The following is a 26,790-nucleotide window of genomic DNA, read 5'->3' as shown; positions in this document are numbered from 1 at the left end:
CCGACTTGGAAAGATGTCTAAGCGGAGGAATGGACGCTAATACCCCGATTAATCTCGCTTTATATCATAGTATAGCTTACCAGATTAAAAAATAAAATAACCATTGAACGTATTACTATTTTCCACTCAAGAAATAGACAAACCTTTAAGATTAGCATCCACCATGCCTTCTATTTTTCACAAAGATAAACCGGTCCATTCCCAATACGTAAAATAAAATAACAGCATGCTGATGAAATAAACCGGCATTAATACCATGCTTAACTTCATGAGATCTTTGGCTTGATAGTGCATCTCTTCTGCTTCAAAATAAACAAGCAGTGCTTTGGAACTTACCGGAAACGTTAAGCAGTAATTCATTCCTACTAATCCTAAAAATAGTACAGCTGTTGTATTAAAACCAAAAGAAGTACTCAGCAGAATTAATCCAGGTATAAATACAATAGCCCTTGTTGTATGAGAAGTGATATATAAATGGCTTGTAATAGAAACAACTAAAATAAAACAAAGCATCCCCCACGTAGAAAAGTCAGAAAAACTAGTGATCAGCTGAAAAATAGATGTCTCAATCCATTTGACCACACCTGTATCTACCAAATTTATCCCTAAAGCAGTCGCAGCTGATACGAATAGAATTAAATTCCATGATACAGCCTCGATACCTTGTTTCCATGAGATCAGTCCAAACTTAGGTGACATAAAAGCTAATGCACCGATTATTGTTATTAATCCAATATCATAGCCGTGAAGTCCCTCTGTTAACCATAGCAACACCAACATTCCAATAATCATTAATGCTCGCTTTTCATCTTTCGTCATTTTCCTCTTTTTTAAACGCATACTCTGATTCTTGATCTCTGCTGATGATAAAGGAATAGAACTCTTTTTAACCAACAGAAAACGCACCACCAAATAAGTGACCAAGCTAATAAACACAGCGAATGGCAATCCCCATATAAGCCATTGCAGATAAGAAATGGTCTTGCCAGTTGCTTTTTCTAATAGTTCTACACCAATTAAATGTGAGCCAGCTCCAATAAGAGTTGCTGAAGTTGTCATCAGAATAATAGTCGGTACAAATAAAGCCAGAATTTGTATTTGTTTCTTATCCTTGATGACATTCGCTAATTCCTTTACAACAGGCAGAGTGATAGCAGCCCTGCCTGACGTAGAAGGAATAAAAATAGACAGCAGGGACAAGGCAGCCATCATATAAAATAACACGCCATTCGAGTTAGTAGAACGACTGATAACAGCCTCCATCATTCTATTGGCAAATCCAGAGACCTTGATGGCCTCCCCGATGACAAATGCGCCAATCATTAACCAAACAATTTCTAATGAAAAAGATTCGTATAACAGACTTGTATCACTTCCTCTTAAGAGGATAATCAACAAAAGGGCTCCAAGTGCTACATAACCGGCAGGAAGTTTGGTAGTAATCCATAAGGTCATTGCTATCGCAAAAACAATCAGTGTAACCTTCCCATCATAATTCAATGAACTGGCATACAGAACCGCAAAACAAAATACAATAAATAGACTTAAAAGTATATAGGCGTAATTCGGCAAGGAAAACATGTAACCTTTGAACAGCTGAAAAGACGTTGATTTTCTTCTTTCCATTCTAGTAACCGCATTCATATTCATACTATCTCTCGCTTATATTTTCGTTCTGCTATTTGATAACCAACCTGAATTTGTCTCACAGCTGTTTCTGCACTATCTGCTATCCATGCAGAGGCATTTTTCATTGCCTTTTCCAAAGATATGGGACTTTGAATAATACTGGTATAAGCAGCAATTCCACTTGTATAATTGGCGCTCGCTCCTTCACCAATTGTTCCAGTGATTGCAATAACAGGAACGCCTAGATACCCTGCAATCCTTGCAACTTCCGCTGGTATTTTCCCATTTGGCGTTTGATGATCCAAACAACCTTCCGCCGTTAAAACAAGGTCTGCCCCTTTTATATGTTCCTCAATTTGAATATATTGCATAATAATTTCAAATCGAGGATGCAATGTTGCCTCAGTAAACGCAAGTAAGCCCGCTCCTAACCCGCCTGAAGCTCCACTCCCCTGTGCAGTTCTTACATCAATTCCTTTGTGTTGCCATATAAGTTGCGCATAATGCTCTAAATTGTATGCCAATTGCTCCACCTCTTCAGGAGAAGCTCCTTTTTGCGGTGCAAAGACACGTGCCACTCCTTTGTCTCCACAAAGAATGTTATGCCAATTACATGCTACATCTATCTGCACGTTTGCCAGTCTTGGATCTATATCAGAGTTATCAATATAGGCAATCTGAGGCAAGTCCCCACCGCCGCTGATATCCAGTACTTGCTGCTGTTTGTCATGAAAACGCACACCTAGTGCCTGAGCCATACCCGCTCCTCCATCTGATGTTCCAGAGTCACCACACCCGATTAAAATATGAGTCACCTTTGCATCTAAAGCCGCTTTGATTAATTGTCCCACACCAAATGTAGTAGTTTGCAAAGGATTGCGCTTAGCATGTGGAACTAGTTTCAGTCCTGCAACAGCAGCCATTTCAATTACCGCTGTTTTTATTCCATTTTCTTCATAAATACCAAAATGGCTCTCTATCTTGTCATGAACTGGTCCGATTACTTCTTGCGAAATTAGTTTTCCTTTTTTTATCTTTACAATTGTTTCAGCAAATCCTTCCCCACCGTCAATCATAGGTACCATTACTGTTTGTACATATGGGTCAAACCTCCGTACTCCTAAATCCATTGAGGCAGCCACTTCCTCCGCACTTAAACATTCTTTAAATCCTGATGGTATGATTACAATTTTCATTCTGATAGCCTCCCATTTCTTCTCGTTTTTTATCTTTGAGTAAATTATAGGGCTGAAAAATGAGAGAGCCATGAGAGGGATGTGAAAAAATAATTAGAGTTCTATGAATATTCAGAACTATATAAGAGCGCATTCAAAAAGTTCAATAAAATTTTGAACATCCTCTATAAAAGGACGGCTTTCATAGTAAAAAAGGGCATGATTATGATAAAATAAAGGAAGGTTTTCATCCGTCAGGCCTTTCTTTATCCAACTATATGCATCTTACAAAAAATGTTAGCACCTGTTATCCAAACATTCGGTCTCTTTGATCTTCGTATCATTGAAAGTGGAGGGATCACAGACTATTACCACAATCATAAAATCAATCTATAAAGTAAAGGGAGTATTCTATGTTTATTAGAACAGAAGGTTTTAAAGGTTTTTTGCATTTTTATCCCATTGTATCGGCTATTATTATTTTGCAGGTTAGTGTGTGGCTTTTCACTACTTTTGTTCCGGAATGGGGGCAATGGTTATATTATTTAGGGGTTGGAATCAATCTTGGCATCGAACAGGGAGAATATTGGAGATTAGTTACCCCGATTTTCTTACATGGTGGCTTTGCTCACCTTGCGTTTAATTCCTTTTCACTGATCCTATTTGCGCCAGCTTTGGAGCAAATGCTGGGCAAATTCAAATTCATAGTAGCTTATCTGATTACCGGGATCGCTGCTAATATCCTGACCTATATTATTGAACCAAATCCCCTCTATGCACATGTCGGAGCTTCCGGGGCCATCTTTGGACTCTTTGGTTTATATATGTTTATGATTTTCTTTGAAAAACAGCTGATTGACCCGCAAAGCGCCCGATTAATTTTCCTTATTTCCATAATTGGCCTGGTTATGACCTTTCTTCGTCCTAATATTAATATTGCCGGCCACATCTTTGGTTTTATTGCAGGGTTTGCCCTCGGACCGATCATCCTTAAAAATGTAACAGCGTTTGTCCCACGGCCAATACGAAGAAAAGCAGTGCCAGAAGGACAAGTAGGCTTTGATCCAAACCGCTGGAATAAAAAACAATACCGCTTCCAGCCCTATCTCAAAAAGATTATTTTTGGCTTTTTTATCCTACTGGTAGTACTTGGGTTGTTGGGGAGTTTGCTTTAGAAAGAATGATATGGATCTATAAATAAAACGGCTCAGAAGTGCATTTTCTGAGCCGCTTTATTTACTTGACTGTTCCTTGTAAAACTTCGTCTATAAAGGCTACTATTCCATCCTCTACTTCTTCGCGGATATCACGATAATTATGAATCTCATGACGGTAGCCGCTGTAAAGCTTTGTTTTTACGTTATGGCCTGTCTCTGCTAGCCAATTGGATACGGCATATACCCCTTCTCCATATAAACCAACAGGATCCTGATCACCTGCAATATTATATATCGGAATGGAGCTCGGTACCTTCTCCGCCCACTCCGTGCCTACAATCTGCTCCATCATCTGCACAAAATAGTATAGAGAACGGATATTAGGAGGTGACGTAAAATTATTAAATGGGTCATTAGCATGATCAGCTACAATATCTGGATCACCACTAATCCAATCATTTGCTGTATTCGGCTGATCAATTCGCTCTGTCATCCAGCCCAGTAACTTGCCTAACGCATCCGTGTCCACCTGATCGCCTTCTCCAGCCTCTATTCGGCTCTTCAGCTCTACACTCAATTCTGCGGCAAACGGGAAAACACCCGATGTTCCGCACAAGATAATACCACTCAGCCCCTCACCATATTTGGTCAGATAATTTCGAACAATCATCGATCCCATACTATGGCCGAATAAGAAAAATGGCAAATGAGGAAATTTCTCTTGTACAATCTGACGGAATTGATGCTCATCTTCTGCCATCGTCATATAGCCTTTCTCTCCCCAATTTTCCCAGTTGCCCGAATCATATGCTGTCTTACCATGGCCAATATGGTCGTCACAAGCCACGATATACCCTTCCTCATTCAAACGCAAAATCATATGCAAATATCGCCTGGAATGCTCTCCAAAGCCATGCACCAGCTGTACAATCCCTTTCGGTTTTCGAATCGGAGTATAAATCCACCCCTTAATCGTATCTTGTTCACTAAATGACGGAAATGCTACTTCATGTAATCCCATATTGCCTTCCTCCTTTAATAAAATAAGTTTTTCGTCAATAGAACTTTTGTTCAGCTACGTACCTAAAGCACCCTTCTCGTCAAGTCTCACCGACTCCTGTTGAAGTTTGAAGGAGAGGGTATACGGCACCTACCATCTGCTTAGCTGAATGAAGAAAAAGACTCACCAAAACGGATCCAGTCTAACCTGCATGGATCATTTAATGAGTCTCCAGTTTCATATCTCAATCATATCAACTTTTCTCCTAAAGTATAAGGCTAAATGTAACCGTTGTCAATGTTATCCTACCGTTTACCTATATTAGCATTCCTGCCTCTCATTACGCTATCCCTCAAGAATTACACTTCATCCTGTCTTGAGTAGTCAGATGAAAGGTCTGGTCTGCTTGTAAGGCATCACTGACTAAAATCAAAAAAGGACGAGCCATCTCGATCCCAGCTCATCCTTTTTCCATATTTACTTAGCGATTTTTATTGTTGTTTCGTTTATTCTGGAATTTGCGGTTGCGGCCGCCGCTGCCTTGTTTGTTTTTTCTGCCATAACTGCGTTTCTCGTTACGGAAAAACTTCTTGTTGTTATTACCTTTACTCGCCTTCTTCACACTAACTGGTTGAACAGATGATAAAGTGACAGGCGTTTGACGTCTTTCTCTTGTCAACATTTTAAGAGCTGCAGCAACGACTGTGACGGAATCATATTCGTCCAAGATCTCACTAGCTGTTTCACGGTAATCTTGCAGATCTTTCTTCTCAATCGTTTTAACCATTTTCTGAATTGTTAATTGCTGCTGACCCCTTTTAGCCTCATCGTAGCTCGGAGCCGTCATCCGTTTCATTTTACTCTTCGTCACTTTTTCAATTAGCTGTAGGTGTGGTACTTCACGCGGTGTAATAAATGAGATAGCCTCTCCCGTTTTTCCAGCACGTCCTGTACGACCGATACGGTGTACGTAACTCTCTGGATCCTGAGGAATATCAAAGTTATACACATGTGTCACACCAGAAATATCTAATCCACGAGCAGCTACATCTGTAGCCACAAGGATTTCAATGCGGCCAAACTTAAATTTGTTTAATACTGACGTACGTTTACCTTGTGTCAGGTCACCGTGGATACCTTCTGCACGGAAGCCGCGAGCTTGTAACCCTTCTGTAAGTTCATCTACACGTTTCTTCGTACGTCCAAAGATAATCGCCAATTCTGGTACATGAATATCTAGGAGGTTGGTTAGGGTATCGAATTTTTGTTTTTCATGTACTTCTACGAAAAATTGGTCAATATTAGAAACCGTCATTTCTTTTGCCTTCACTTTTACTTCTTCTGGCTGTTTCATCAAAGTAGTGGCAATATCACGGATTTCTTTTGGCATAGTTGCCGAGAATAGCAAGGTTTGTCTGTCTTCTGGAATTGCCTTTAGAATATCACGAATGTCATCGATAAAGCCCATGTTTAACATTTCATCTGCTTCATCTAATACAGCAGTATGCACTTGATCAACACGGATAGTCCGGCGACGCAAGTGGTCTAATAAACGTCCAGGAGTCGCTACCACAATGTGCGGGCGGTCCTTCAAAGAACGAATTTGACGATCCATATGCTGACCGCCATACACCGGTAACGTACGAACACCTTTAATTTTCCCTAACTTATGCAGTTCCTCTGATACTTGGATAGCCAATTCCCTTGTAGGGGCTACCACTAATCCTTGAATCACACGTTGATTCACATCAATTTTCTCCAACATTGGGATTCCAAATGCTGCCGTTTTACCTGTACCTGTTTGTGCTTGTCCAATTACATCTTTTCCCGCCAGGCCTAATGGAATAGTCTGAGATTGAATCGGGGTTGCCTCTTCAAATCCCATCCTCTCCAAAGCTTTCATAATCGGGGTTGAAATACCTAGTTCATTAAAATTTGTCACTTGTTTATTCTACTCCTTCTTTTACTATCTATATCTCATCTCTATTATCATTATTTTCATCGTTATTTCCAGTGTATCCAAGTTAGAGAATTTACATGAGTATTTAATCGTAATCTTTTTCTGCTTACTTATGTGATGCTTCTATCGTCAGCCTCTGCTCATACGAAGATACATACCACCTATATGTGGGTGTTCAAAAGGTTCCGTAAACAGGACCTCATCGGTTAAGTTCCCAACATCATGAGGCTGTGGTTACTCATATCACAGAAACATTTGCTGTGTCATTTTTATTGAACTTTTTGAACAACCTCTTTAAGGACGCTTTGAGCCAGCGCAATGAAAAGAGCCTTCCTTCCACTTTGGAAGAGGCTCATGAATGACCATTCAATGGATTATTACATAATAACACATAATGATGAATAATTCTATAGAATATTGCACAATTAATGTTATAATACCAAAGATACTGTTATACTAAGTTATAATGAAAATACAAAATACATGCCTTTTCAGCTAAACATCCTGGGAATTTTTCAGTAATGACAAGTGCACAGAATTAATTCTTATATTTGCTCCACCCATAAACGATTCCAAATGTAGGTGAATATCATGAAAAAAACCTTTATTCCATATATGGCAATATTCTTTGGTGTACTGTCTGTCTCTACAGCAGCAGTTTTGGTGAAACTGGCAGGAGACATTCCCTCAGCTGTCACAGCCAATTACCGCCTCATTTTTGCCGGACTTATATTATTACCTTATATCGTCTTAAAAAAGAAAGACGAACTACGAAAACTAGGAAAAAAGGAATGGCTGCTTACCATGCTGGCAGGATTTAGTCTTGGTATTCATTTTATCGTATGGTTTGAATCCTTTCAATATACATCTGTTGCTAGTTCAACCGTAATTGTTACCCTCCAGCCTATCTTTGCTTTTATTGGTACATATTTATTTTTTAATGAACGCTTCTCTGCCGGTACCGTGATTAGTATGATCATCGCCATCTTTGGCAGTTTTATCATTGCATGGGGAGATTTTCAAATAGCCGGCGAAGCACTTTATGGTGACTTTCTAGCTTTACTTGGGGCAGTTTTTATCACAATTTATTTCTTATTTGGGCAAGGAGTACGCACGAAAATATCTGTGATGAGCTATACCTTTATCGCTTATGGTTGTGGCGCCGTGATCATTCTTATCTATAACCTTATCAGACAAAATCCCTTAACCGGGTTTCAGTCCAGTGAATGGCTGATTTTTATTGCCTTAGCCGTTATCCCTACTATCTTTGGACTTAACTTACTCAATTGGGCCTTAAAATGGCTGAGTGCTTCTTATATATCGATGGCGATACTATTTGAACCAATCGGTGCCTCATTGTTAGCCTACCTTATTTTAGGTGAATTGATCTCTTGGTCCCAATGGCTGGGCGGAACAATCGTTATCTTTGGTCTGTTACTATTTGTAGCCAGCACACGCCGCAACCGCAAAATGAAAATTACTATATCACATGAATAAGAACATCTGGCAGCCTTTCTCTATAAGAGGACAAAAAATGATGACGCTATCCTGAGATAGTCTGTCATCATTTTTACTTTCTCCTCCCAACTGGAATAATATAGTTAGAAAGCGGGAGAAAGAGGATACAACGAATTAGCAAAATCGATAAGGTAAGGACAAGGAGAAACACCAGCACGATTTGATAAGATAATAACGGGTATAGCGGATTTATTTTATCCAATAAAAAAATAATCAGTGGATGCACCAAATAAATTCCCATTGAATAACTGCCAACCAATCGCCATATCACTGCAAATGACGAGTATTTGCTTAGATAGGGAAAAGTCATTAGTAAGAACAACACAAAAACGGGAACATACAACATATTCTCTGCCCTTGATGAAGCAATCAAGCTCCCTTGTTCTATTTCACGGAAGATCAATACAAGCGTAATAATAAAAGCAGATAAAACAAGATACTTATATTTGGCAATCCATTCCTTGATTTCGTGGTAATAGAACTGTAATACACCTCCAAAGATAAAATAGGAAAGCCAATACAGTAAAAATGAATGATGATGAATGATATTATCTACTATTCCCGATCGCAAGCTCACCTCAGTAGCCGCTTGAAACCACCAATATTGCATTGGAATACTAACAAAAAACAGCCACAGAATAATCCGTCTATTTTTTATTATCTGAAGCAAAGGGAAAATTAGATAAAACTGAATGACCGTCACAATGAAATACAAATGATACTGGGCTGAACCATACACAAAATGACCTAAAAATTGCCGCATACTCGTAAAAACTTCTTCTCCATAGGAGGCCCTTATCACTAAATAAACCATAGACCAGATTATAAAAGGGAGTACAATCTTGGCTGTTCTCGATTTTAAAAACCTGCTAAGACGAAAAGATCTGCCATTCACTGAATGAAACAGCAAGAAACCGCTTATAACCGCAAACACAGGTGTTCCTAAACGACTGTACTGATTAATATAAAGACTCCAAAAATCAGCAAAATGAGAATTGCTATATGAATTAGCAGAAACATGAACCAGAACCACCATGATACATGCTATTGCCCGAATATATGGAATTTCATCATAGTATTTATTCATGGCTGCCCCCTTTTAGTGATTTGCCAAACTAGACATGACTCATTTTAAGCTACAAATCGTCTATCCCCAATGTTTTTTACTATTTCTTAACATAAACTTTAACTGGAGAATATATTCATTTGAAAAGCTGAATTATGTATGTCATTATTTCCAATTTAGTCATATCAGCAAAAGTTTTGCCCGTTTCATACATTGGTTATTTGATATCTCAATTTAAAATCTTACAGACGATAATTATCACGATCAATTCCCAATAAGGAGGCTGAAGATCTTATCGGAAAAAATTTCCTGTGGAATCTGTGGGGAATGGGATAGTCTCTGAAGTGGCTTTCTAAGACTATATTGCTATGCAACAAAAAGATACGCCTCTCCTTAGACAGAGCGTATCTTTTGGGAAATATCTTTTTTGGTCAGGAAGTTAAACACGGCGGCAATGACAACATCTTTATCCTCTCCCAAACAAATCAAATGTTTGGAATCGTAGAAATAGATAATTTCTGCTTCGACCGGCAGTTCTTTATCCAGGTAATGTACAGCCGAATAAGGTACCATGCCGTCCTGCAAACCTTGTACAATGAGAACAGGTTGTTTAATTTCCTTCAAATATGGACGAGTGAATTTCATACAGCGCAAAAATTCCCGTACGGACCTTGCTGGAACAGTGCCATATTTCTTGCGATAATGGTTAAATAATTGATCATCCTTTAATTGCCGTTTGACTGCCTTTTGGGCAAAACGAAACATATCTAAACCCATCTGCGGGATGCTAATATATCGTCGTGAAGTAGACAGCAGTACTAGTCTTTCACAAGAATACTTTGCTGCCAAATAAGCAGCAATCATCCCTCCCATGGAAAAACCAATCAAATAAATGATATCATGTTCTTTTTGCAATTCTAAATAGGCACCTTCAGCTTCATCAAGCCAATCTTGATAGGAAACCGAGGTAAGTTCTAAATGACGTTGATCTTCTCCTAATCCATGGCCAGGTAAACTTGGAACCTCAACATGCCAGTCCGTGTATTCTGCAAGATAATCGGCTAACGGCTCTACCTCATAAGGACCACCCGTAAATCCATGTATAATAAGACATGCTGGCATATATATCATACTCCTTTTATTTTCAGTGAGATTTCATCAGAAAGACGACTTCTCACGAGTTAGTAAATAATGAGCAGCGCATTAGAATCACTGCATTCCTTCCTTATAAAAAAAGAAGATTACGGCAGCTTAACGCTCAATAAACAACAATGGGATTTGTCGGCAGGAAAAGAATCGGGGGCTGATCCCTTTATGGACCTGCTCCCGATTCTTTTCTTCAAATGGCATACGTTCAAGCTAAAGCTTGCCTGATCCATGCTCATAGCATACCTCTAGTTTCGCTAAATAAAGAATTCCCTTTGATTTAGAAAACGGATTAATTCGTTTCTATGCGAATCTGTTACATGGTATCTCATCTATGCACATTGCCAAGTTATTTTTGAAATGCTTTTAACCACCCACCCATATTCTTCACTAAAGGGGACACCTGCTGATAAGTATTAGCTAATTGATTGACCGTATGAAAAACCTTATCCAAATCCATTTCACCATTCTTATCCTGAAAATATTGTAACATAGAATTAGAAGGTTTTGGCGAAGAAGAGGTTTGCTTCCAGCCTTCATAAGGATTGGGCATCATTGGTTTCTGATAATATTGAAAAGGTGTCATTGGTAATGGCGTTGTGTATGTTTGCGGCATATAATGAGGCGAAGCCTGCTGATTCGGAAATTGCCCTGGATACCCATTATTATACCTATAATAGTCCATTTTTATCCCTCCACCCGATCTGCTTTTTGTTAGCCTATGCAAGTGGGTGGCGAATGGTTACTTATAAATTCACTAAACGTATTATTTTATCTGGTTGAAACCCGATAATGGGATGATGGTCATCGATAATAACTGCAGGTGTGATAAACACATTTTGTTGCTGTAATTCCATTAAGTTCTGTTTATCTTTTGTAGTGTTTTTCTCATAAAAAGATAGGTTAGCCTCTTCTAAAAATTGTATTAACTTTTCACATTCTGCACAATTATCGCTGATGTATACATCTATTTGCTGATTCACTGGATGTACCCCCTCAGAAAGTGATGATAGTGCGTGTTCAAAAAGTTCCCTACCCTAGAATGAAACCATTTGTTGTCCACTCCATCACATGCTAACCGATTAACTCCGAGAGAAAAGCATGAATGCATCCATACCTTGATAAACAACTAACGATATGACTCATACGTATGATTTACTGTTCTGCTGCACAGATAACATGATGGCTTAAGAAGTACAGTCCCCTTCTCATGGTCCTGTGGTTCCTTAACGGTGTGTTCCATAAACCAAAAAAGTAATCTTTCGTAATCGAGATATCATTCTAAGTAAACTTTTTCGAACAAATGCTTATAGTTATTTCTACCCACCTCTTACAGGTTTCAAACTATTTTTTCTTAGAAAGATTATTCGCATATAACCCGAGCTTCTTTAACAATTGAATCGCTGCTAATTTCTCTTCCTCCTCTAAGCCCCCCATAATCGCCTCTATTTGTCTCCAATGCTGCGGAAAGATATCGTTCAGTAATTGCTCACCTTCCGCTGTAATCGAAGCATATGTGATACGGCGGTCTGTTGGACATGGCGTGCGTTTAATCAGACCTTTCTTCTCTAATTTATCTACAACATAAGTAATACTGCCGCTTGCCAGCAAAATCTTTTCCCCAATCTTCTGCAATGTATGATCACCTTGATGATACAGCAATTCCAATACACCAAAATCAGTCGTGTTAAGGCCATAACTGCTTATGTCTTTTGCGACTTGATCAGCAACCGACCGATAAGCCTTAGACAGTACAACAAACAACTTCAGAGACGGATCTTGTTTCTTCTGTATATATTCATTCTTCTCTTGCAACATATTCATCACCCTTCCACTATCCCCTTTAAACTTTATCAGGATGTTCAAAACATTTAATAAAAATGACATGGCAAACTTCTTGTGTTAATTGCACTTTCGACGGACATATCGGTAGCAACACATATTTTCGGCAGGACGAGTAATCATATGCCCAAGTCGTTGCCGATGTTAGTCCCCTCTACTACACTTTGTTAACATTCACTTTATACATCTTTTTTTATTCTTAGCTTCCAATACCCTAATAAAACAATGCTTAATCCTATAATCCACAGATATATAAAACTTACCGCCACGCTGATGTATGTTAACAGACGAATCCCTCGTTCGAAAGGAGAAATCTGATACCATTTATTCTGCAACTTACAAGCCATTTCTTCCAATTGCAACGCCATTAAAAATAATAAAACAAAGATTAAAAAGAGGCCCTGTAAGATCAATAATAGACTCCAGGTATGGCTAATTCCTATCATAATCATTATCAAAGTCGGTAAACCAATTACAGGCCATATAACGAATTGCCAGAAAGATCGAAGGATGGCGTTCACATCCCATGGAATACTATGGATTAATTTATCTTGAAATAAAATAGAAAGAAACTGGTCGAAATAGTTACAAATAAAAAAATAATAACAAGACTCATGATTCCTTGCATCTCTGATGGAAGAAATAGTAATACAATCACTAATCCCAATAGACTGGAGATAAATTTTGCCACCTGATTAACTTCTTGCTCAAAACTTTTCCACCATAACTTGCGCATCACCTTCATCTTATCTTGATAATCAAATGGCTGTTTTCGCCGTGGAGAGGCAAATAAGCTTTTGACAAAATAATGTCGCTTTATCTTGGGCTGATGATTACCGCTCATATAGTTGACAAACGTAATATTCCATACCTTTTCATCATTTTTTTCCATTACCTTTTGCCAATTAATGTGAGTTAGCCTTCTTGGCCATAAATAAACATGGAGCAGTGCCAATGCAAGAATAAAGACATGTGTAGGATCTAAATCCAATATCGCAAATAACAGCCTTGCCATTATGATCAGGACAAAACCAACAAGGCAAAACAACAGCTTTCTCCAGCCCTCTATCTGGAATATATACCACTGAGGTAAGAGAGTTAGGACAGCTGCCAGCAAAAAGTAACTATACCATGGTAAGACAAATTCTAATGGATAAGGGGTGAGGATAAAGATCATAAAAAAGATTACACTCACTAGTAATGCCCTATGTGCGATTGCCCTTAAATAAAGTAACAGCCAAATATGCTCCATAGTAAACGGCAAGGAAGTAAGCTTCCATTCCGTACTAGTAATCGCTATTCCCGGCTGATAGAAAGAGAGCCCTATCATACTGAGGACAATACCAAGAAGCACTACTGGCAAAATACTTGCCAACAAGGACTGATAAGCCAGCAACATATCTGCAGCCTCTTGAATAAAGCCATAGCCAATAAAAACACCCAGCCCCGCAAAAAATGCTAGGTAGATCATGATGACCCAATCAAATGCCACACCAACTGCCTGCTGGTATAACTTCTTTTTCTTTTGTGCCCGGCTTTTTCTCAAGAATCGCAACAACTGTATCGTGGCTTTCATTTGGTAGTTCTCCTCGATAAAGCTTGAAAATGGACCATCAATCCCTGTTCTTCTATCTCTCCATGATGCAGCATGATATAATGTTCTGCCAATTCCTCCATCCGCTCCAGTTGGTGAGACGTCAATAAAATCATGGTACCTTTAGCCGCCTTTTCTTTTAAAAGTTCGGTTAAATCGGCGGCGGCATCTATATCTAATCCCATAAAAGGTTCATCGATTAACAATAAGGAGACATCGGGCAGCAGTGCACAAATTGTCTGGACTTTTTGGCGCATCCCCTTTGAAAGTGCTTCAGGATATTCATTTAATTTATCGGCTAATTCAAAGGTTTTTGTAAATATTTGGACGCGTTCTCTAAATAATTCCTGTTCTAGCTGATAACTTTGACCATATAATTGAAAATGCTGCATCACTGTTAATTCTGGCAATAAGAATGGTTCTTCGGGTATGTACGATAACTGACGCTTGAAATCCACAAATGATTGATCTTGATCGACTCCATTCAATTGAATGGTCCCTTCCCGTTTTTCCTGCCATCCCATTATCGTCTTCATAATGGTTGATTTACCGGCCCCATTATGACCGATTAATGCCGTGATAGAACCCTGTTGCAGTGAAAAGCTAATCTCATGCAAAATTACCTGCTGTTGAATAGATACTTCTAAGCCGTTCACTTCTAGCACACAATCCCCTCCCTCCATTTATCAGATGGCTATCTCTCATATGTCTGCCCCAGACTCCGTCAAGTTGGCAGACTCAATCAAAAGGAATAAATTCCGTTGCATGTATTATGCATACGGTACAATAGTGTGAAAAGTTTCCTTTCCGCTGAGGTTAGTTACGATGGACATATTCATTGCGGAAATTTTATTAGATATGTTGTGAGGGAAAATCGCTTGTACTATACCTATGATTGATAAGCATTCGCTCCTTTTCCGTAATAATCAGCGCGTACACTGGATCTTATTTTTCTTTACTGTTCCAAGGCAGGATCGGTTTCTGTTGATTTCAACAAAAGAGCTTCTACCAGCGGATTGTGGTAAAAGCCCCTATGATTATGCTAATTCTTCTTGTAGAAATGATAGAACATCATCTGGTGTTTTGGTGTAGGCACTGTGACGGTGTGCGACCTTTTCACCGTTTTGAAAAATAAGCAGGCTCGGAATTCCCATTACATCATATTTCTCCGCCAGACCAGCTACCTCGTCACTGTTTACTTGATACCAATCATAGTTATTATACTGCTCTAGTATCTCACCAATAAACATGTCCATACGTTTGCAGTCTGGACACCAATCAGCATAAAATTTGATAATTACTGGCTTATCAGATGAAATAATATCGTTAAATTGTTCTACAGTTTGAATTGCTTCCATTATTCATTCTCCTTTTTTAGTTCCTTTGTATTAAAAACTAGCATTTTCCTTACACTAGCGCAACTAATCTGTCCCATTGTTCCTGATAAATTCTAATTCGGGCATATTCTGAGAAAGGTGGGCTTCGATTTCCTCTAAAGCCTGTCCAGGATCATCTATTTGACCTTCTGGCACTTCCTCCAGCGGTACTACCTGCACATTCTTCATGATATCCTCTTCTATATCAAAAGTCACAAATGTCGGCAGAAACCGCGGGGCTTGTACGGTAACTTCATTTTTCTCTTTGACAAGATCGAATTGTAATATCCCGCCAATCCGATTATAGAATTGATACTGTCCAGATAAAAAATTCCCAAGGGAATAAGCAACTAATGTCGGTTTTCCGTCCCGCCCTTCGATCCATTCCATTGGCTGCAGCACATGAGGATGATGACCAATCACCACTTCCACTCCTAGATCAGCGGCATATTGTGCCAGTTCTTGCTGCTCTTGATTTGGAGAACGCTCTTCTTCTTGGCCAAAATGCAGACTAACAATCGTAATATCAGCTTCTTGCTCTGCTTTCTCGACGTCTTGGGCAATCTGTTCCCGGTCTATTAGATTAACAAGGTAGTCCTTTCCATGCGGCGTCGAAATACCATTGGTACCATAGGTATAGCTCAAAAAGGCAATCGAAATACCTTGTTCTGTTTCTAACACTCTTATCCGTTCTCGATCTGCCTCACTTTTAAAGCTGCCGGTGTATTCCATACCAATTTCTTCATAATAGTCAATCGCATTGCGTATCGCCTGTTCTCCTCTGTCCAAGGTATGGTTATTAGCCATCGTTACCATATCCACACCCGTCTCTTGGAGATCATCTCCTATTTCATATGGACTGTTAAAGGACGGATAACCAGATAAACCAATCTCCTCGCCTCCCATAATCGTTTCCTGATTAGCCATGGTAATGTCCGGTTCCTCTAAGTACTCGCCAACCTCAGTCATCATGGAGAGAAAATCATATCGATCACCATCCCAAGCATCCTCATAAACCCTGTCATGAATTAAAATGTCTCCCACTGCAGCCACAGTTATTTTAGGGTTAATTTCTACGGCCTCTTTTTCTGGCAATTTAGGTGTCCTTATTTGTTCACTCGGTTCGCTCGTTTGATCACTTTCTCCACACCCAGCCAATAATAGCAAGATGGTAAGAAGCATCATCCCGAATTTTGTCATATACCGCACTCCTATGTTGTTTTCATTTATTCTACCATAAAGTGAAACTTCGTTCAGTGGGCCGAGGCATAGAATGCGCTAGTGCAGGCGCTACGACACGACGCCGTGAACTTCGTCCGTTTCCTCTCTCCCCTACCAAACCTTAGTTGAACCAATCAAGACTTACTGGCTGTTGGATCTCCCACTTAGCCTTATTGTTTGAATTGAAAGGCATACAGCCAATTACACTGCAAAAAAATGGCAGTATATCTTACTGCTTCAAATTATATTTTGTTTTGAGCTGATCTGGAGCCATCTTAACCATTAACTGCAGGATAAAACTAATCACTACTATATCATCAAAAATACCTAAAACAAGCAAATAATCAGGGATCAAATCAAACGGAAAAACAGCGTAACCGATAATTAGTAAGACGGATATCAGTTTAGAGGCAATTGTTACCTCCCGTGATAAATAGAACTCCTTGAAGAAAGGAATTGACTGACGAAACTGAAACAAGAACTTAACTCGTTTAAAAAAACGCATCCTTTCACCCCGTTTCTAAATTGATCCATTTTTTATTTATTAGTATCGATATGAACACCTTTCCGAATAGCAGCCAAACTAAGAAAGCTTCCAGACAATGAACAGCATGATAAACGAAAATCCTCAAGCAAGCCTTATGCTCACTGAGGATTTTCAAAGAAATCAGCCTTTCTTTTTAGCGGCTTTTTCTCGTTCATTTTTATTCAAGATTTTCTTGCGAAGTCGGATCGATTCCGGTGTTACTTCACAGTATTCATCATCATTTAAATACTGAATAGCCTCTTCTAACGATAACTTACGCGTCTTACGAATCGTTGCCGTTTGATCTTTTGTGGCAGAACGAACATTGGTTAAATGTTTTTCCTTCGTAATATTAACAGTTAAGTCATTCTCACGGTTATGTTCGCCGACAATCATTCCTGCGTATACCTCTGTTCCAGGATCGACAAAGATAATACCACGATCTTCTAAATTCATAATCCCATATGTTGAGGCTTTTCCATTCTCCAATGAAACGAGTACACCTTCACGCCGACCGCCTACTTGCCCTTTGAAAAGTGGAGCATATTCTTCAAAGGTATGGTTGATGATACCATAACCACGGGTTTGGGTCATAAACTCTGTGGCATAACCAATCAATCCGCGGGATGGCACCTTAAACTCCATTCGCACTTGCCCTGTTCCATGGTTCACCATATCGATCATTTCGCCTTTACGAGAACCTAGCGCCTCCATTACAGGGCCTGTATACTCTTCGGGCACATCGATTTGGACACGTTCCACTGGTTCACATTGCACTCCATCGATTTCTTTCACAATAACTTCCGGTTTGGAGAGCTGAAGCTCATACCCTTCCCGGCGCATATTCTCTACTAAGATCGATAAGTGTAATTCACCACGCCCTGAGACAACCCACGCATCTGGTGAAGCAGTCTGTTCTACACGCAAACTTACATCTGTTTCTAGTTGAGACATAAGTCGTTCTTCGATTTGGCGAGAGGTGATATATTTCCCTTCCCGTCCTGCAAATGGGCTGTTGTTTACCACAAAGGTCATTTGCAGAGTTGGTTCATCAATACGCAAGATTGGCAGTGCTTCTTGGTGATCAGTTGGACAAACTGTTTCCCCAACATTGATGTCCTCCATACCAGTTACCGCAATAATATCCCCTGCTGCTGCCTCTTGAATCTCGATTCGTTTTAAACCAATAAAACCAAATAGTTTATTGACACGGAAGTTCTTAACTGATCCATCTGTTTTCATTAAAGATACTTGCTGGCCCACTTTGATTGTTCCGCGGAACACTCGGCCAACCCCAATTCGGCCTAAATAATCATTATAGTCCAACATAGTTACTTGGAATTGTAGTGGTTCATCCGCATTATCGATTGGTGCCGGAATTTTCTCTAAAATCGTTTCAAAGACAGGTTCCATTGTTTCTTGCTGTTCTTCATCTGGGAAGCTGGATGTACCATTTAAAGCAGAAGCATAAACAACTGGGAATTCCAATTGATCATCATCTGCTCCCAACTCAATAAATAAATCTAACACCTCATCGATTACTTCATTTGGACGGGCATTTGGACGGTCAATCTTGTTTATGACAACAATCGGCTGCAATTTCTGTTCCAAAGCCTTTTTTAATACAAAACGGGTTTGCGGCATACAGCCCTCATAGGCGTCTACTACTAACAATACCCCATCTACCATCTTCATAATCCGCTCTACTTCACCGCCGAAATCGGCATGTCCTGGCGTATCCAGAATATTGATACGAGTATCTTTATAATTAATGGCTGTATTCTTTGCCAAGATAGTAATTCCACGTTCTTTTTCAATATCATTAGAATCCATAGCACGTTCGGCTACCTGTTCATGCTCACGAAAAGTCCCCGAGTAACGAAGTAACTGATCTACTAAAGTCGTTTTTCCATGGTCTACGTGGGCAATAATCGCTATATTTCGAAGGTTCTCTCTTAATTGCGTCATCTTTGTTCTCTCCTTATAAATTAGACACGAAGCTAACATACCAACACTCGCTTTACTGATCGGTGAGAAAAACATCGATACGGTTTCCTTGTGATTAGCTGATAGCCTACGCTTAAAAACATGCATTCATTCGACAATTTACACGTTCTACAACTAAACTAGTATACCACAATTAAGAGAAATTACTATTATTTTTCTGGATTTTTTTCGAATTTTGCGAAAGCAATCGTAAATAAGGCACCATGATCTGACTTGTTCATCGCTTTAATCGTACCGCCTGATTGCTCTACAATCGCTCTGGCAATCGCTAAACCTAAGCCAGTATCTCCACTCTCCCCTTTGATAAAACGGTGGAAGATTTTCTTTAAGAGTTCGTCATCAATTCCCTGCCCATCATCTTGAACCTTCATCATTAACTTATTCTGTTCAATCGTTGTCATGATCTCCACTTTGCTAGTTGCATGCCGAATTGCATTCGCAACCAGATTCATCACTGCCTGCAATAATTTCTCTTCATCTGCATACAGGCGTACCTGTTCATTTTGTGTGAGAGAAATGTCAATTCCCTTCTCACTGGCAATTGGCAAGGCACGTTCCATCACCCGTTCCATAAACTCTGTCAAATCAATTACATCAGGTTGATACAGCTCCGGTTCACTATCCAGCTTGGCTAATAAAATAATTTCATTAATGATTTTCTTCAAACGGTTAATCTCTGCAACCATCACATCAAATCCACGGTCTTTTTCCTCACCATCAAAGATACCATCACGAATTCCTTCTGCATAGCCTTGAATAGTCATCAACGGTGTCTTCAGTTCATGACTGGCATTTTGAAAGAAATGACGCTGGGATTGAATAAAACTGTTCAATTCATCTGCCATTTCCCGCACACTTTCTTCCACTTCCTTAATCTCTCCGCTAGCCTTGATTGTCTCCATATCATCGAATTGCCGCTTCTCAATCTTTTTCATCTGATGGCGCAATTGGGTTAATGGTGTCACCAGTTTCACTGTTAAGTAATGACTAAGCAAGACCGCTACGGCGATTCCCATTAAAAAGATAATCACTAACCGATTGATCAAGCTGCTCTGAACGCCCTGCAGATCATCCAACGGCGTGAGCAATACTAATTGCTGTGTCGATACCGGGGATAGAAAAGGAATAATCGATACGACATAACGGTCTTCTTCCCCTTGCCATAAGGGCTGTGAAGGACTATTGAGATTATAATGCTCTACCCAGTTTTCCAGCATCTCTGTATTAGGCATGGAGGAAAAAATAATATATTCCTTCCCTTCATCGTAAGCAAACACTTCAAGGTCATATTCACTTATCAGCTGTAGTAAGCGATGAACATTATCCGTATTATTTAGTCCTTGAGACAAAATAAAATCAACAACAAGCTCACCCTTATCTGCCAATTGCCGCTGTTCATCCTTAATTAACATCTGCAGCATTTGGGCATAAATCGTAATGCCAGCCAGTGTCATAATGACCACTAATAAAGTCGTAAAAGCAATCGTTAGCTGATATTGAAGTTTCATTGCTGTTCCTCATATTCTAAGCGGTAGCCATAGCCCCAGACCGTTTCAATTGGCAAGTGTTCCAGCTTTTTTCTTAGACGCTTGACTAAGTCATCTACCGCCCGGTCACTGCCAAAGTAATCATTTCCCCAAACAAAGGTTAATAACTCTTCTCGTGAAAAAGCACGATTAGGCTGTTTTGTAAAAATCACTAACATATCAAATTCCTTGGACGTCACATCAATTTCTTTATCATGCCAATGGACAATTCGGCCGGCTTGATCGATTTCTAAGGCGCCAAGCCTTAAGATATCATCTGTTGCCTGTTTTAGTACAGGTTGTGCCTCTGCTCTCTTAAACAGTCGCTTGATTCTGGCAACTAGTTCTCTAGGACTAAATGGCTTGGTTAAATAATCATCGCTTCCCAATTCTAACCCTAAGATTTTATCGACTTCCTCATCTTTTGCTGAAATAATTATAATCGGCACTTCGCTAACCTGCCGGATCCTCTTGCACAATTCATAGCCATCCATACCTGGCAGCATAATATCTAAGATCCACATATCTGGTTGTCCGTCTTGAGCACGCTCCCATGCTTCTTCCGCATCTTTTAACAAAGTGACACGATAACCTTCTTTTACTAAATAAGCCTTTACTATATCACGAATATTTGCGTCATCTTCTACAATGTATATAGATTGATTCATCTTTTTTCACCTCTTTGTATTTATCACCGTACAAGCCATCAGCAACAGAAAAACCACGAATGGACGGCTTTTATTCATATTTTCTCACATTTACTAATAAAATTTAAGTAATGATTGATAATTAGTTACTTTTACACATATTTTCTACAAATATCACATCAATGTACCTTAAATAAATAGTATGATAACAGTAAGAAATTTAATAACCATTCAAGAAAGGCTGTGAATATATATGGAATCAAATCAATCTACTAAAAAAGAAAAAAATACCTTACCTATGCTAATGAGCGGAGTAGCTGGCGGTGTGATCGCAGCGCTGTTCACTGGCGGAATTTTTTGGAATATGGTACATGATGAACCAGAGGCGGCTGGAGATAGTACAGAAGCCCCAACTCAAGAAGTAGCCGGAGAAGATAATAGCACTGCTGCAACAAATCTAGTGAATACAGACACTGCCAATATAGTCAGTGCTGCTGTCAAGAAAGTATCTGATGCCGTAGTTGGTATCTCCAATATCCAACAAGTTAATCTCTGGGAGGAATCTGACGCTGCTGGTACTGGTTCCGGAGTTGTATATAAAGATGATGGGGAATATGCATATGTTGTCACCAATAACCATGTGGTAGAAGGTGCTCAGGAAGTGGAGGTTACCTTAACAAACGGTGAGCATGTCCCTGCTGAGGTACTCGGAACCGATCAATTAACAGACCTAGCTGTATTACGCATTCCCAATGATGAAGTAACTACGGTAGCCGAGATGGGATCTTCCAATGATATTTCTGTAGGAGAAACAGCAATTGCCATCGGTAACCCATTAGGTCAAGAGTTTGCTGGGTCTGTAACACAAGGTATTATTAGCGGCTTAGATCGTTCCGTTGATATAGATTTAAATCAAGATGGGCAGCCCGATTGGACAACCAGTGTGATCCAAACAGATGCAGCTATTAACCCTGGTAACAGTGGTGGTGCCTTGATTAATGCAGATGGTAAGTTAATAGGGATTAACTCGATGAAGATTGCACAAGCCCAAGTAGAAGGAATTGGTTTTGCAATTCCAATTGATGATGCTAAACCAATCATTGACCAACTAGAAACGAACAATCAAGTAGTTCGTCCTTTCCTAGGACTTAGCGCTGTTGATCTTTCTACTGTTCCAACTCGAAACGTCCAAGAAACATTGAAGCTAGATGAAAGTGTAGAGAATGGGGTAGTGATTGCTCAAATTGAACCTAATTCTCCTGCTGATGAAGCTGGATTAGAACGTTATGATGTCATCACCAAAATAGATGAAAAAGAGATTGAATCCATGTTAGACCTAAAACAATACCTATACAGTGAAACAGCTGTAGGAGATGAAGTTAATATTACCTTTTATCGCGATGGAAACTTACAAACCACTACCCTAACACTCACAGAACAAGAAAATATGTAAGACTCTCTACAGAAAACAAGCGGAATAATCTGCTTGTTTTCTTTTTTTATGGTCTAGGAAATTATAAAATACTCGCTTGTGGATAACTATTTGCAAACGAATAGCCACGTCTAGCTCCGAGCGCCCAGCAACTAGCGCAACTTCCCTCAGCGTCGTACGATAAGTTAACATCGACTCCTTACGTCGCCGTGTTGCCTTTATCTCCTACGCTTCAGTCCAGTTCGTACGTTGCTGAACGGGCGCTCTGCGCTTTTGTTCTTAAAAAATGCTGTTGCGCATTTTATTTTCTTCTCTTGGCTATTTTTGTTACATTAATAATATGTAATCGGTTGCTTAATTTCTAATCGAGGAGATGATACTAGATGAAAACAGTTGGTTTTATTGGAACGGGCGTGATGGGGAAAAGTATGGCTCGCCACTTAATGGAGGCAGGACATCCAGTACATGTGTATACACGGACGAAGGCAAAAGCGTTAGACCTAATAGAGGATGGCGCCGTTTGGCAAGACGATGCCGCCCGTTTGACGCAGCAGTCGGATGTAGTTATCACCATGGTTGGCTACCCGCAAGATGTCGAAGGGGTTTACTTAGGCGAGAACGGAATTATTGCCAATGCTAATACAGGTACCTTTCTCATCGATATGACGACCTCAGATCCACTATTAGCCGAAAAGATTTATCAAGCTGCTGCTGCCAAAGGATTACATAGCTTAGATGCCCCGGTATCTGGCGGAGATGTAGGTGCGATAAATGCCAAGCTGGCGATTATGGTTGGCGGTACCCCGTCAGATTTTGAAGCAATGCTCCCCATCTTCGAATTAATGGGAGAAAATATCGTACTACAAGGACCTCCAGGGGCTGGACAGCATACCAAAATGGCTAATCAAGTCGCTATCGCCTCGAATATGATTGGGGTAACAGAAGCCATTATGTACGCCAAAAAAGCCGGGCTTGACCCTGTCCGTGTATTGAAAAGCATCTCAACCGGAGCTGCCGGAAGTTGGTCGTTATCCAATTTAGCTCCGCGAATGATTAAAAATGATACTGATCCAGGCTTTTACATCAAACATTTTATTAAAGATATGAAAATCGCCTTAACCAATGCCAAAAAAATGAACCTCATCACACCAGGCCTTGCTCTTTCATTAGAATTATACGAAGAACTAGCTGAGAAAGGATTAGAAGATCGGGGTACGCAAGCTTTGATTGCTTGGTATAACGGGGAATAGATCAGACATGGACTGGTTTATTCTCTTTTAAAAAGGCCTTCGCTCTATATTGAATAGAGCGAAGGCCTTTTTGTCACTTCAACTTTCTGACTGACAACAGCTATCGTCTTTGATCTGACAATTTTTCACTAGCCCAAATGCTTTTCCTCTTATATGTTACCTCATTAGTGCCATCGTTGTTTATGTAAGAGACATTCCTACAGCTTTCACAAGATTTTTCTCGTAAAAAATATAAAGATATCCAAATAGGAGGAAATTCATTATATTATCGGAAGATTGGTTCTATTGATCTATACTTCTTGAACATGGATGACTATAAGGGAATGGAATTTCATAATCAGCTTACATTTTTAGCAATTTTTATTTTTTCTGTTTTAGAAACATGATAAAATAGGATTATTATAATATAAATTAGTTAAATTATTCTTGAAACTAAAAATTTTAACATTCATATAGGTATATTTTATCATTACATACATTAACGATTAATTTCAAATATTTTATAATTAACAGGTGGTAATTACTGTACAGATAGATCTAACTATACCTTTGTACAGATTACATAAAAAAATTTTTTAAGGGGGTAGTTGTATGAGAACTACAGAATTTGTATTGGGATTAATTGGAGGTATTTTTGGATTTTTTGGTGCTATGTTCGCTTTATTTGTTGGCGGTATAGATGCTGCATTTAGTGAAACAGGTACCAGTGAAGTTACTGGCTTAGGCTGGGCAGCCTTCTTATTTTCCGCATTAGCTATTGTGGGTTCAGTTGTCGTTAAGTCAAAAGCCAAGTTCGGTGGTATTTTATTATTAATTTCAGCAATTGGGGGCCTTATAAGTATTTCTATGTTTTATTTAATTTCCGCAATTTTAATTGGAATTGCAGGTTTTATGGGTGTCTTCAAAAAAGATAAAGAGCAGAAAGCAGCTGCTTAGATAGGATTATTCCAATAAAATTCATGATTTAAACTTCTTAATGGAGAAAGGTGCACATACGGTGCATTTTCTCCATTTTTTTCAAAAACAAAATTCAAACAACATTTGATGTAAATCTAGACTGTTATTTACAAATCACTTTTAAAGACTGGAAAGTAACTTTAAACCGTGATAAAATAATGTCTTGCAAGATTATAAAGTAACCAACCAACCTAAAAACATTTATATCTTGCAAATATATATCACCATATAAATGGCTAACATTAACATATCTACAGATTGATAAAACAATAAATAGCATACTTATTTATTCTAAGTAATAAATAGAAAATATTACCTTATGTACATTCCGTGTACTTTATGTGGACAATACGTGGACACCCCAAATAAAAACATGGGATGTCCTTTTTTATGTGATTATTACGTCTAATATTTCAACAGGATTTAATTTAATACCTTCAATCACCATAAATTGATCTACATAATTAATCATATCCACATATCCTTTTACAATTTTTATGCTTCCTGAATGGAAATATTTCACTTCTACACACAAATTGTCTTTTTGGGCTAAAGCCAAACGAAAATTAAACTCCTGAAATTGTTGTTCATCAATTGATGGTTTTTGTTGTAGTGACACTTCTTTTTTCAACTTTTTAAGTTCAACAACATGTTCTGGCAACATCATAGCTGACCACTTTTTATTTCCTCGATCATTGACATTCATGCTCCTACTCTCCCTTTCACTGATCCACATGATAAAATGTTATCTATTTTAAATGAGCGCACCTGCTGTCTATAGTAGCAATAAGCAATCAATCGATTATCTTCCACCTTAATCACTCTTACAATCCTCTGAGTAACTATATTTTGATTGTCCATATAGTAAATCATAATTTTTCCTTTTTTTTCTAATGAGTTAGTTAATAATCCCATCATATTTATCCCTCCATCATTTTTATTGACGAACGTTAGTTCTTATTATATCATAAAAACAAGAACATATGTACTGTTATTATTTAACAAGGAGTGATTTTTTATGAAAGTAAAAAATGTAACTGAGGACTTAAGATTTATTGTTTGGCAAATGAAAAAGACCAGTCAATGGCCTGATTCTGAATTTGAAATTTATGATAGTATGACAACACGATTTGTTCACGAATTTAGTAAAGATGGTCAGATCATAAGTATTTCTCGCGGGGATAAACCTATTACTAGGAAAGAAAAGAAATTTGCACTAAAGAAGTTAATGGAACGTAGCAAAAATGATGTCTATGCATTTACTAGTTCGAATGATGTTTTATACTTGAGGCAAGATTTTTAAGTAAAATATAGATATGAGCAGTACCTCACTTGTTAAAGGTATTATGAAAGAGTTAGTGAACCTGTATGTAAAAGAAAAGAAGCCTACACTCCGGTAGGCTCGAATCCCAATGGTGGAAAGTCTTCTAATAAATTTTACTGTAAAAACTAAAATTGTTTAGTCCTTATCCAAAATAATAAAAAAAGATAAGGACTAAACAATATATAGTTATTATTTTATGCGGTCTTATGGCAACGCCTCTTTAACAATGCTTACCAGTTACCACAGCTATTAACCTGATACGCTTTGTCTGTATTCCAGTTACTTAATATTTCATGATATACTTGTTCGCCTGTTCCTACGAGATCGAGATAACTAAACAGTTGATAATACTCCCCTATCCTTTTTTTAATATCTGCTTCCGTTGATAGATTAACACTACTACAAGAAGAGGGACTAAATGAAGTATTCGGGTCAGA

At 38.8% G+C, this 26,790-nt stretch carries 27 protein-coding genes; 7 read left to right on the top strand and 20 right to left on the bottom strand.

Annotated features, from left to right (window positions below; all coding sequences use genetic code 11):
* Nucleotides 1–177: 177 nt before the first annotated feature.
* Nucleotides 178–1,626, bottom strand: coding sequence for an SLC13 family permease (locus JOD18_RS21280; protein WP_239588291.1), 1,449 nt, complete (start codon nt 1,624–1,626; stop codon nt 178–180).
* A gap of 20 nt (nt 1,627–1,646) precedes the next feature.
* Nucleotides 1,647–2,825 carry a glycerate kinase family protein gene (locus JOD18_RS21275; RefSeq protein ID WP_204671215.1) on the bottom strand — a complete coding sequence of 393 codons (1,179 nt, stop codon included), beginning with the start codon at nt 2,823–2,825 and terminating at the stop codon, nt 1,647–1,649.
* Nucleotides 2,826–3,217: 392 nt separating this feature from the next.
* Here JOD18_RS21275 and JOD18_RS21270 point away from each other — a divergent pair, with 392 nt between their 5' ends.
* Nucleotides 3,218–3,979: a rhomboid family intramembrane serine protease gene (locus JOD18_RS21270; RefSeq protein WP_204671214.1), complete on the top strand. Its 762-nt coding sequence runs from the start codon at nt 3,218–3,220 to the stop codon at nt 3,977–3,979.
* A 61-nt stretch (nt 3,980–4,040) separates the two neighbouring features.
* Here JOD18_RS21270 and JOD18_RS21265 read toward each other — a convergent pair whose 3' ends face one another.
* A complete protein-coding gene (locus tag JOD18_RS21265; protein ID WP_204671213.1) occupies nt 4,041–4,982 on the bottom strand; it encodes an alpha/beta fold hydrolase in 942 nt (313 codons plus the stop codon).
* Between the two features lie 460 nt (nt 4,983–5,442).
* On the bottom strand, nt 5,443–6,903 hold the full coding sequence (gene cshA / locus JOD18_RS21260) for a degradosome RNA helicase CshA (RefSeq protein WP_204671212.1): 1,461 nt from the start codon (nt 6,901–6,903) through the stop codon (nt 5,443–5,445).
* Between the two features lie 609 nt (nt 6,904–7,512).
* On the opposite strand from cshA, the gene JOD18_RS21255 reads away from it, so the two are divergent.
* Nucleotides 7,513–8,418, top strand: a complete 906-nt coding sequence (locus JOD18_RS21255; protein ID WP_204671211.1) for a DMT family transporter — start codon at nt 7,513–7,515, stop codon at nt 8,416–8,418.
* 73 nt (nt 8,419–8,491) lie between these two features.
* Here the strand turns inward: JOD18_RS21255 and JOD18_RS21250 are convergent, their stop codons facing one another.
* Both JOD18_RS21250 and JOD18_RS21245 read right to left on the bottom strand, forming a co-directional pair.
* The gene (locus tag JOD18_RS21250) at nt 8,492–9,526 is read right to left on the bottom strand and encodes an acyltransferase (protein WP_204671209.1); all 1,035 of its coding nucleotides are present in this window, start codon (nt 9,524–9,526) and stop codon (nt 8,492–8,494) included.
* A 372-nt stretch (nt 9,527–9,898) separates the two neighbouring features.
* Nucleotides 9,899–10,627 (bottom strand): alpha/beta hydrolase, encoded by a 729-nt coding sequence (locus JOD18_RS21245; protein WP_204671207.1) that lies wholly within the window; start codon nt 10,625–10,627, stop codon nt 9,899–9,901.
* A gap of 69 nt (nt 10,628–10,696) precedes the next feature.
* Between JOD18_RS21245 and JOD18_RS21240 the strand changes: the two genes are divergently transcribed.
* Nucleotides 10,697–10,879, top strand: a complete 183-nt coding sequence (locus JOD18_RS21240) for a hypothetical protein (protein WP_204671205.1) — start codon at nt 10,697–10,699, stop codon at nt 10,877–10,879.
* Nucleotides 10,880–11,000: 121 nt separating this feature from the next.
* On the opposite strand, the gene JOD18_RS21235 is transcribed toward JOD18_RS21240, so the two are convergent.
* The 11 genes from JOD18_RS21235 to JOD18_RS21185 form a co-directional block, all read right to left on the bottom strand.
* Nucleotides 11,001–11,336, bottom strand: coding sequence for a YppG family protein (locus JOD18_RS21235; protein WP_204671203.1), 336 nt, complete (start codon nt 11,334–11,336; stop codon nt 11,001–11,003).
* A gap of 61 nt (nt 11,337–11,397) precedes the next feature.
* Nucleotides 11,398–11,634, bottom strand: coding sequence for a thioredoxin family protein (locus tag JOD18_RS21230; protein WP_204671201.1), 237 nt, complete (start codon nt 11,632–11,634; stop codon nt 11,398–11,400).
* Nucleotides 11,635–11,995: 361 nt separating this feature from the next.
* Nucleotides 11,996–12,469 carry a MarR family winged helix-turn-helix transcriptional regulator gene (locus JOD18_RS21225; protein ID WP_204671241.1) on the bottom strand — a complete coding sequence of 158 codons (474 nt, stop codon included), beginning with the start codon at nt 12,467–12,469 and terminating at the stop codon, nt 11,996–11,998.
* A 565-nt stretch (nt 12,470–13,034) separates the two neighbouring features.
* Nucleotides 13,035–14,069 carry a hypothetical protein gene (locus JOD18_RS21220; RefSeq protein WP_204671200.1) on the bottom strand — a complete coding sequence of 345 codons (1,035 nt, stop codon included), beginning with the start codon at nt 14,067–14,069 and terminating at the stop codon, nt 13,035–13,037.
* Nucleotides 14,066–14,752, bottom strand: coding sequence for an ABC transporter ATP-binding protein (locus tag JOD18_RS21215; protein ID WP_338029595.1), 687 nt, complete (start codon nt 14,750–14,752; stop codon nt 14,066–14,068). The genes JOD18_RS21220 and JOD18_RS21215 overlap by 4 nt, the downstream gene beginning before the upstream one ends.
* Nucleotides 14,753–15,124: 372 nt before the next feature.
* Nucleotides 15,125–15,445: a thioredoxin family protein gene (locus tag JOD18_RS21210; RefSeq protein WP_204671198.1), complete on the bottom strand. Its 321-nt coding sequence runs from the start codon at nt 15,443–15,445 to the stop codon at nt 15,125–15,127.
* 63 nt (nt 15,446–15,508) lie between these two features.
* Entirely contained in the window at nt 15,509–16,663 is a 1,155-nt protein-coding gene (locus JOD18_RS21205) for a CapA family protein (protein WP_204671197.1), read from the bottom strand.
* Nucleotides 16,664–16,913: 250 nt separating this feature from the next.
* Nucleotides 16,914–17,189, bottom strand: a complete 276-nt coding sequence (locus tag JOD18_RS21200; RefSeq protein ID WP_204671196.1) for a YkvA family protein — start codon at nt 17,187–17,189, stop codon at nt 16,914–16,916.
* A 162-nt stretch (nt 17,190–17,351) separates the two neighbouring features.
* On the bottom strand, nt 17,352–19,178 hold the full coding sequence (gene typA, locus JOD18_RS21195; RefSeq protein ID WP_204671195.1) for a translational GTPase TypA: 1,827 nt from the start codon (nt 19,176–19,178) through the stop codon (nt 17,352–17,354).
* Nucleotides 19,179–19,366: 188 nt separating this feature from the next.
* On the bottom strand, nt 19,367–20,725 hold the full coding sequence (locus JOD18_RS21190) for a sensor histidine kinase (RefSeq protein WP_204671193.1): 1,359 nt from the start codon (nt 20,723–20,725) through the stop codon (nt 19,367–19,369).
* Complete coding sequence (locus JOD18_RS21185) at nt 20,722–21,411, bottom strand: response regulator transcription factor (RefSeq protein WP_204671192.1); 690 nt, start codon at nt 21,409–21,411, stop codon at nt 20,722–20,724. Before JOD18_RS21185 ends, JOD18_RS21190 begins: the two co-directional genes overlap by 4 nt.
* Before the next feature lie 232 nt (nt 21,412–21,643).
* Between JOD18_RS21185 and JOD18_RS21180 the strand changes: the two genes are divergently transcribed.
* The 3 genes from JOD18_RS21180 to JOD18_RS21170 all read left to right on the top strand — a co-directional run bounded on the left by JOD18_RS21180 (nt 21,644) and on the right by JOD18_RS21170 (nt 25,008).
* A complete protein-coding gene (locus JOD18_RS21180; RefSeq protein ID WP_239588290.1) occupies nt 21,644–22,843 on the top strand; it encodes a S1C family serine protease in 1,200 nt (399 codons plus the stop codon).
* Between the two features lie 362 nt (nt 22,844–23,205).
* Nucleotides 23,206–24,072: an NAD(P)-dependent oxidoreductase gene (locus tag JOD18_RS21175; RefSeq protein ID WP_204671191.1), complete on the top strand. Its 867-nt coding sequence runs from the start codon at nt 23,206–23,208 to the stop codon at nt 24,070–24,072.
* A 591-nt stretch (nt 24,073–24,663) separates the two neighbouring features.
* Nucleotides 24,664–25,008: a DUF4064 domain-containing protein gene (locus tag JOD18_RS21170; RefSeq protein ID WP_204671190.1), complete on the top strand. Its 345-nt coding sequence runs from the start codon at nt 24,664–24,666 to the stop codon at nt 25,006–25,008.
* A gap of 409 nt (nt 25,009–25,417) precedes the next feature.
* On the opposite strand, the gene JOD18_RS21165 is transcribed toward JOD18_RS21170, so the two are convergent.
* Nucleotides 25,418–25,735 carry a YolD-like family protein gene (locus JOD18_RS21165; RefSeq protein WP_204671189.1) on the bottom strand — a complete coding sequence of 106 codons (318 nt, stop codon included), beginning with the start codon at nt 25,733–25,735 and terminating at the stop codon, nt 25,418–25,420.
* Complete coding sequence (locus tag JOD18_RS21160) at nt 25,732–25,947, bottom strand: hypothetical protein (protein WP_204671188.1); 216 nt, start codon at nt 25,945–25,947, stop codon at nt 25,732–25,734. Before JOD18_RS21160 ends, JOD18_RS21165 begins: the two co-directional genes overlap by 4 nt.
* A gap of 100 nt (nt 25,948–26,047) precedes the next feature.
* Here JOD18_RS21160 and JOD18_RS21155 point away from each other — a divergent pair, with 100 nt between their 5' ends.
* On the top strand, nt 26,048–26,332 hold the full coding sequence (locus JOD18_RS21155) for a hypothetical protein (protein WP_204671187.1): 285 nt from the start codon (nt 26,048–26,050) through the stop codon (nt 26,330–26,332).
* A 251-nt stretch (nt 26,333–26,583) separates the two neighbouring features.
* Here the strand turns inward: JOD18_RS21155 and JOD18_RS21150 are convergent.
* The coding region (locus JOD18_RS21150; RefSeq protein WP_204671185.1) for a hypothetical protein at nt 26,584–26,790 on the bottom strand (207 nt) is incomplete at its 5' end.

This window comes from Gracilibacillus alcaliphilus, from assembly GCF_016909015.1.
In the GTDB taxonomy this organism is placed as follows: Bacteria; Bacillota; Bacilli; order Bacillales; family Amphibacillaceae; genus Gracilibacillus; species Gracilibacillus alcaliphilus.
The sequence above is the reverse complement of the archived record's forward strand: the minus strand, read 5'-3'. Positions and strand labels throughout refer to the sequence as shown.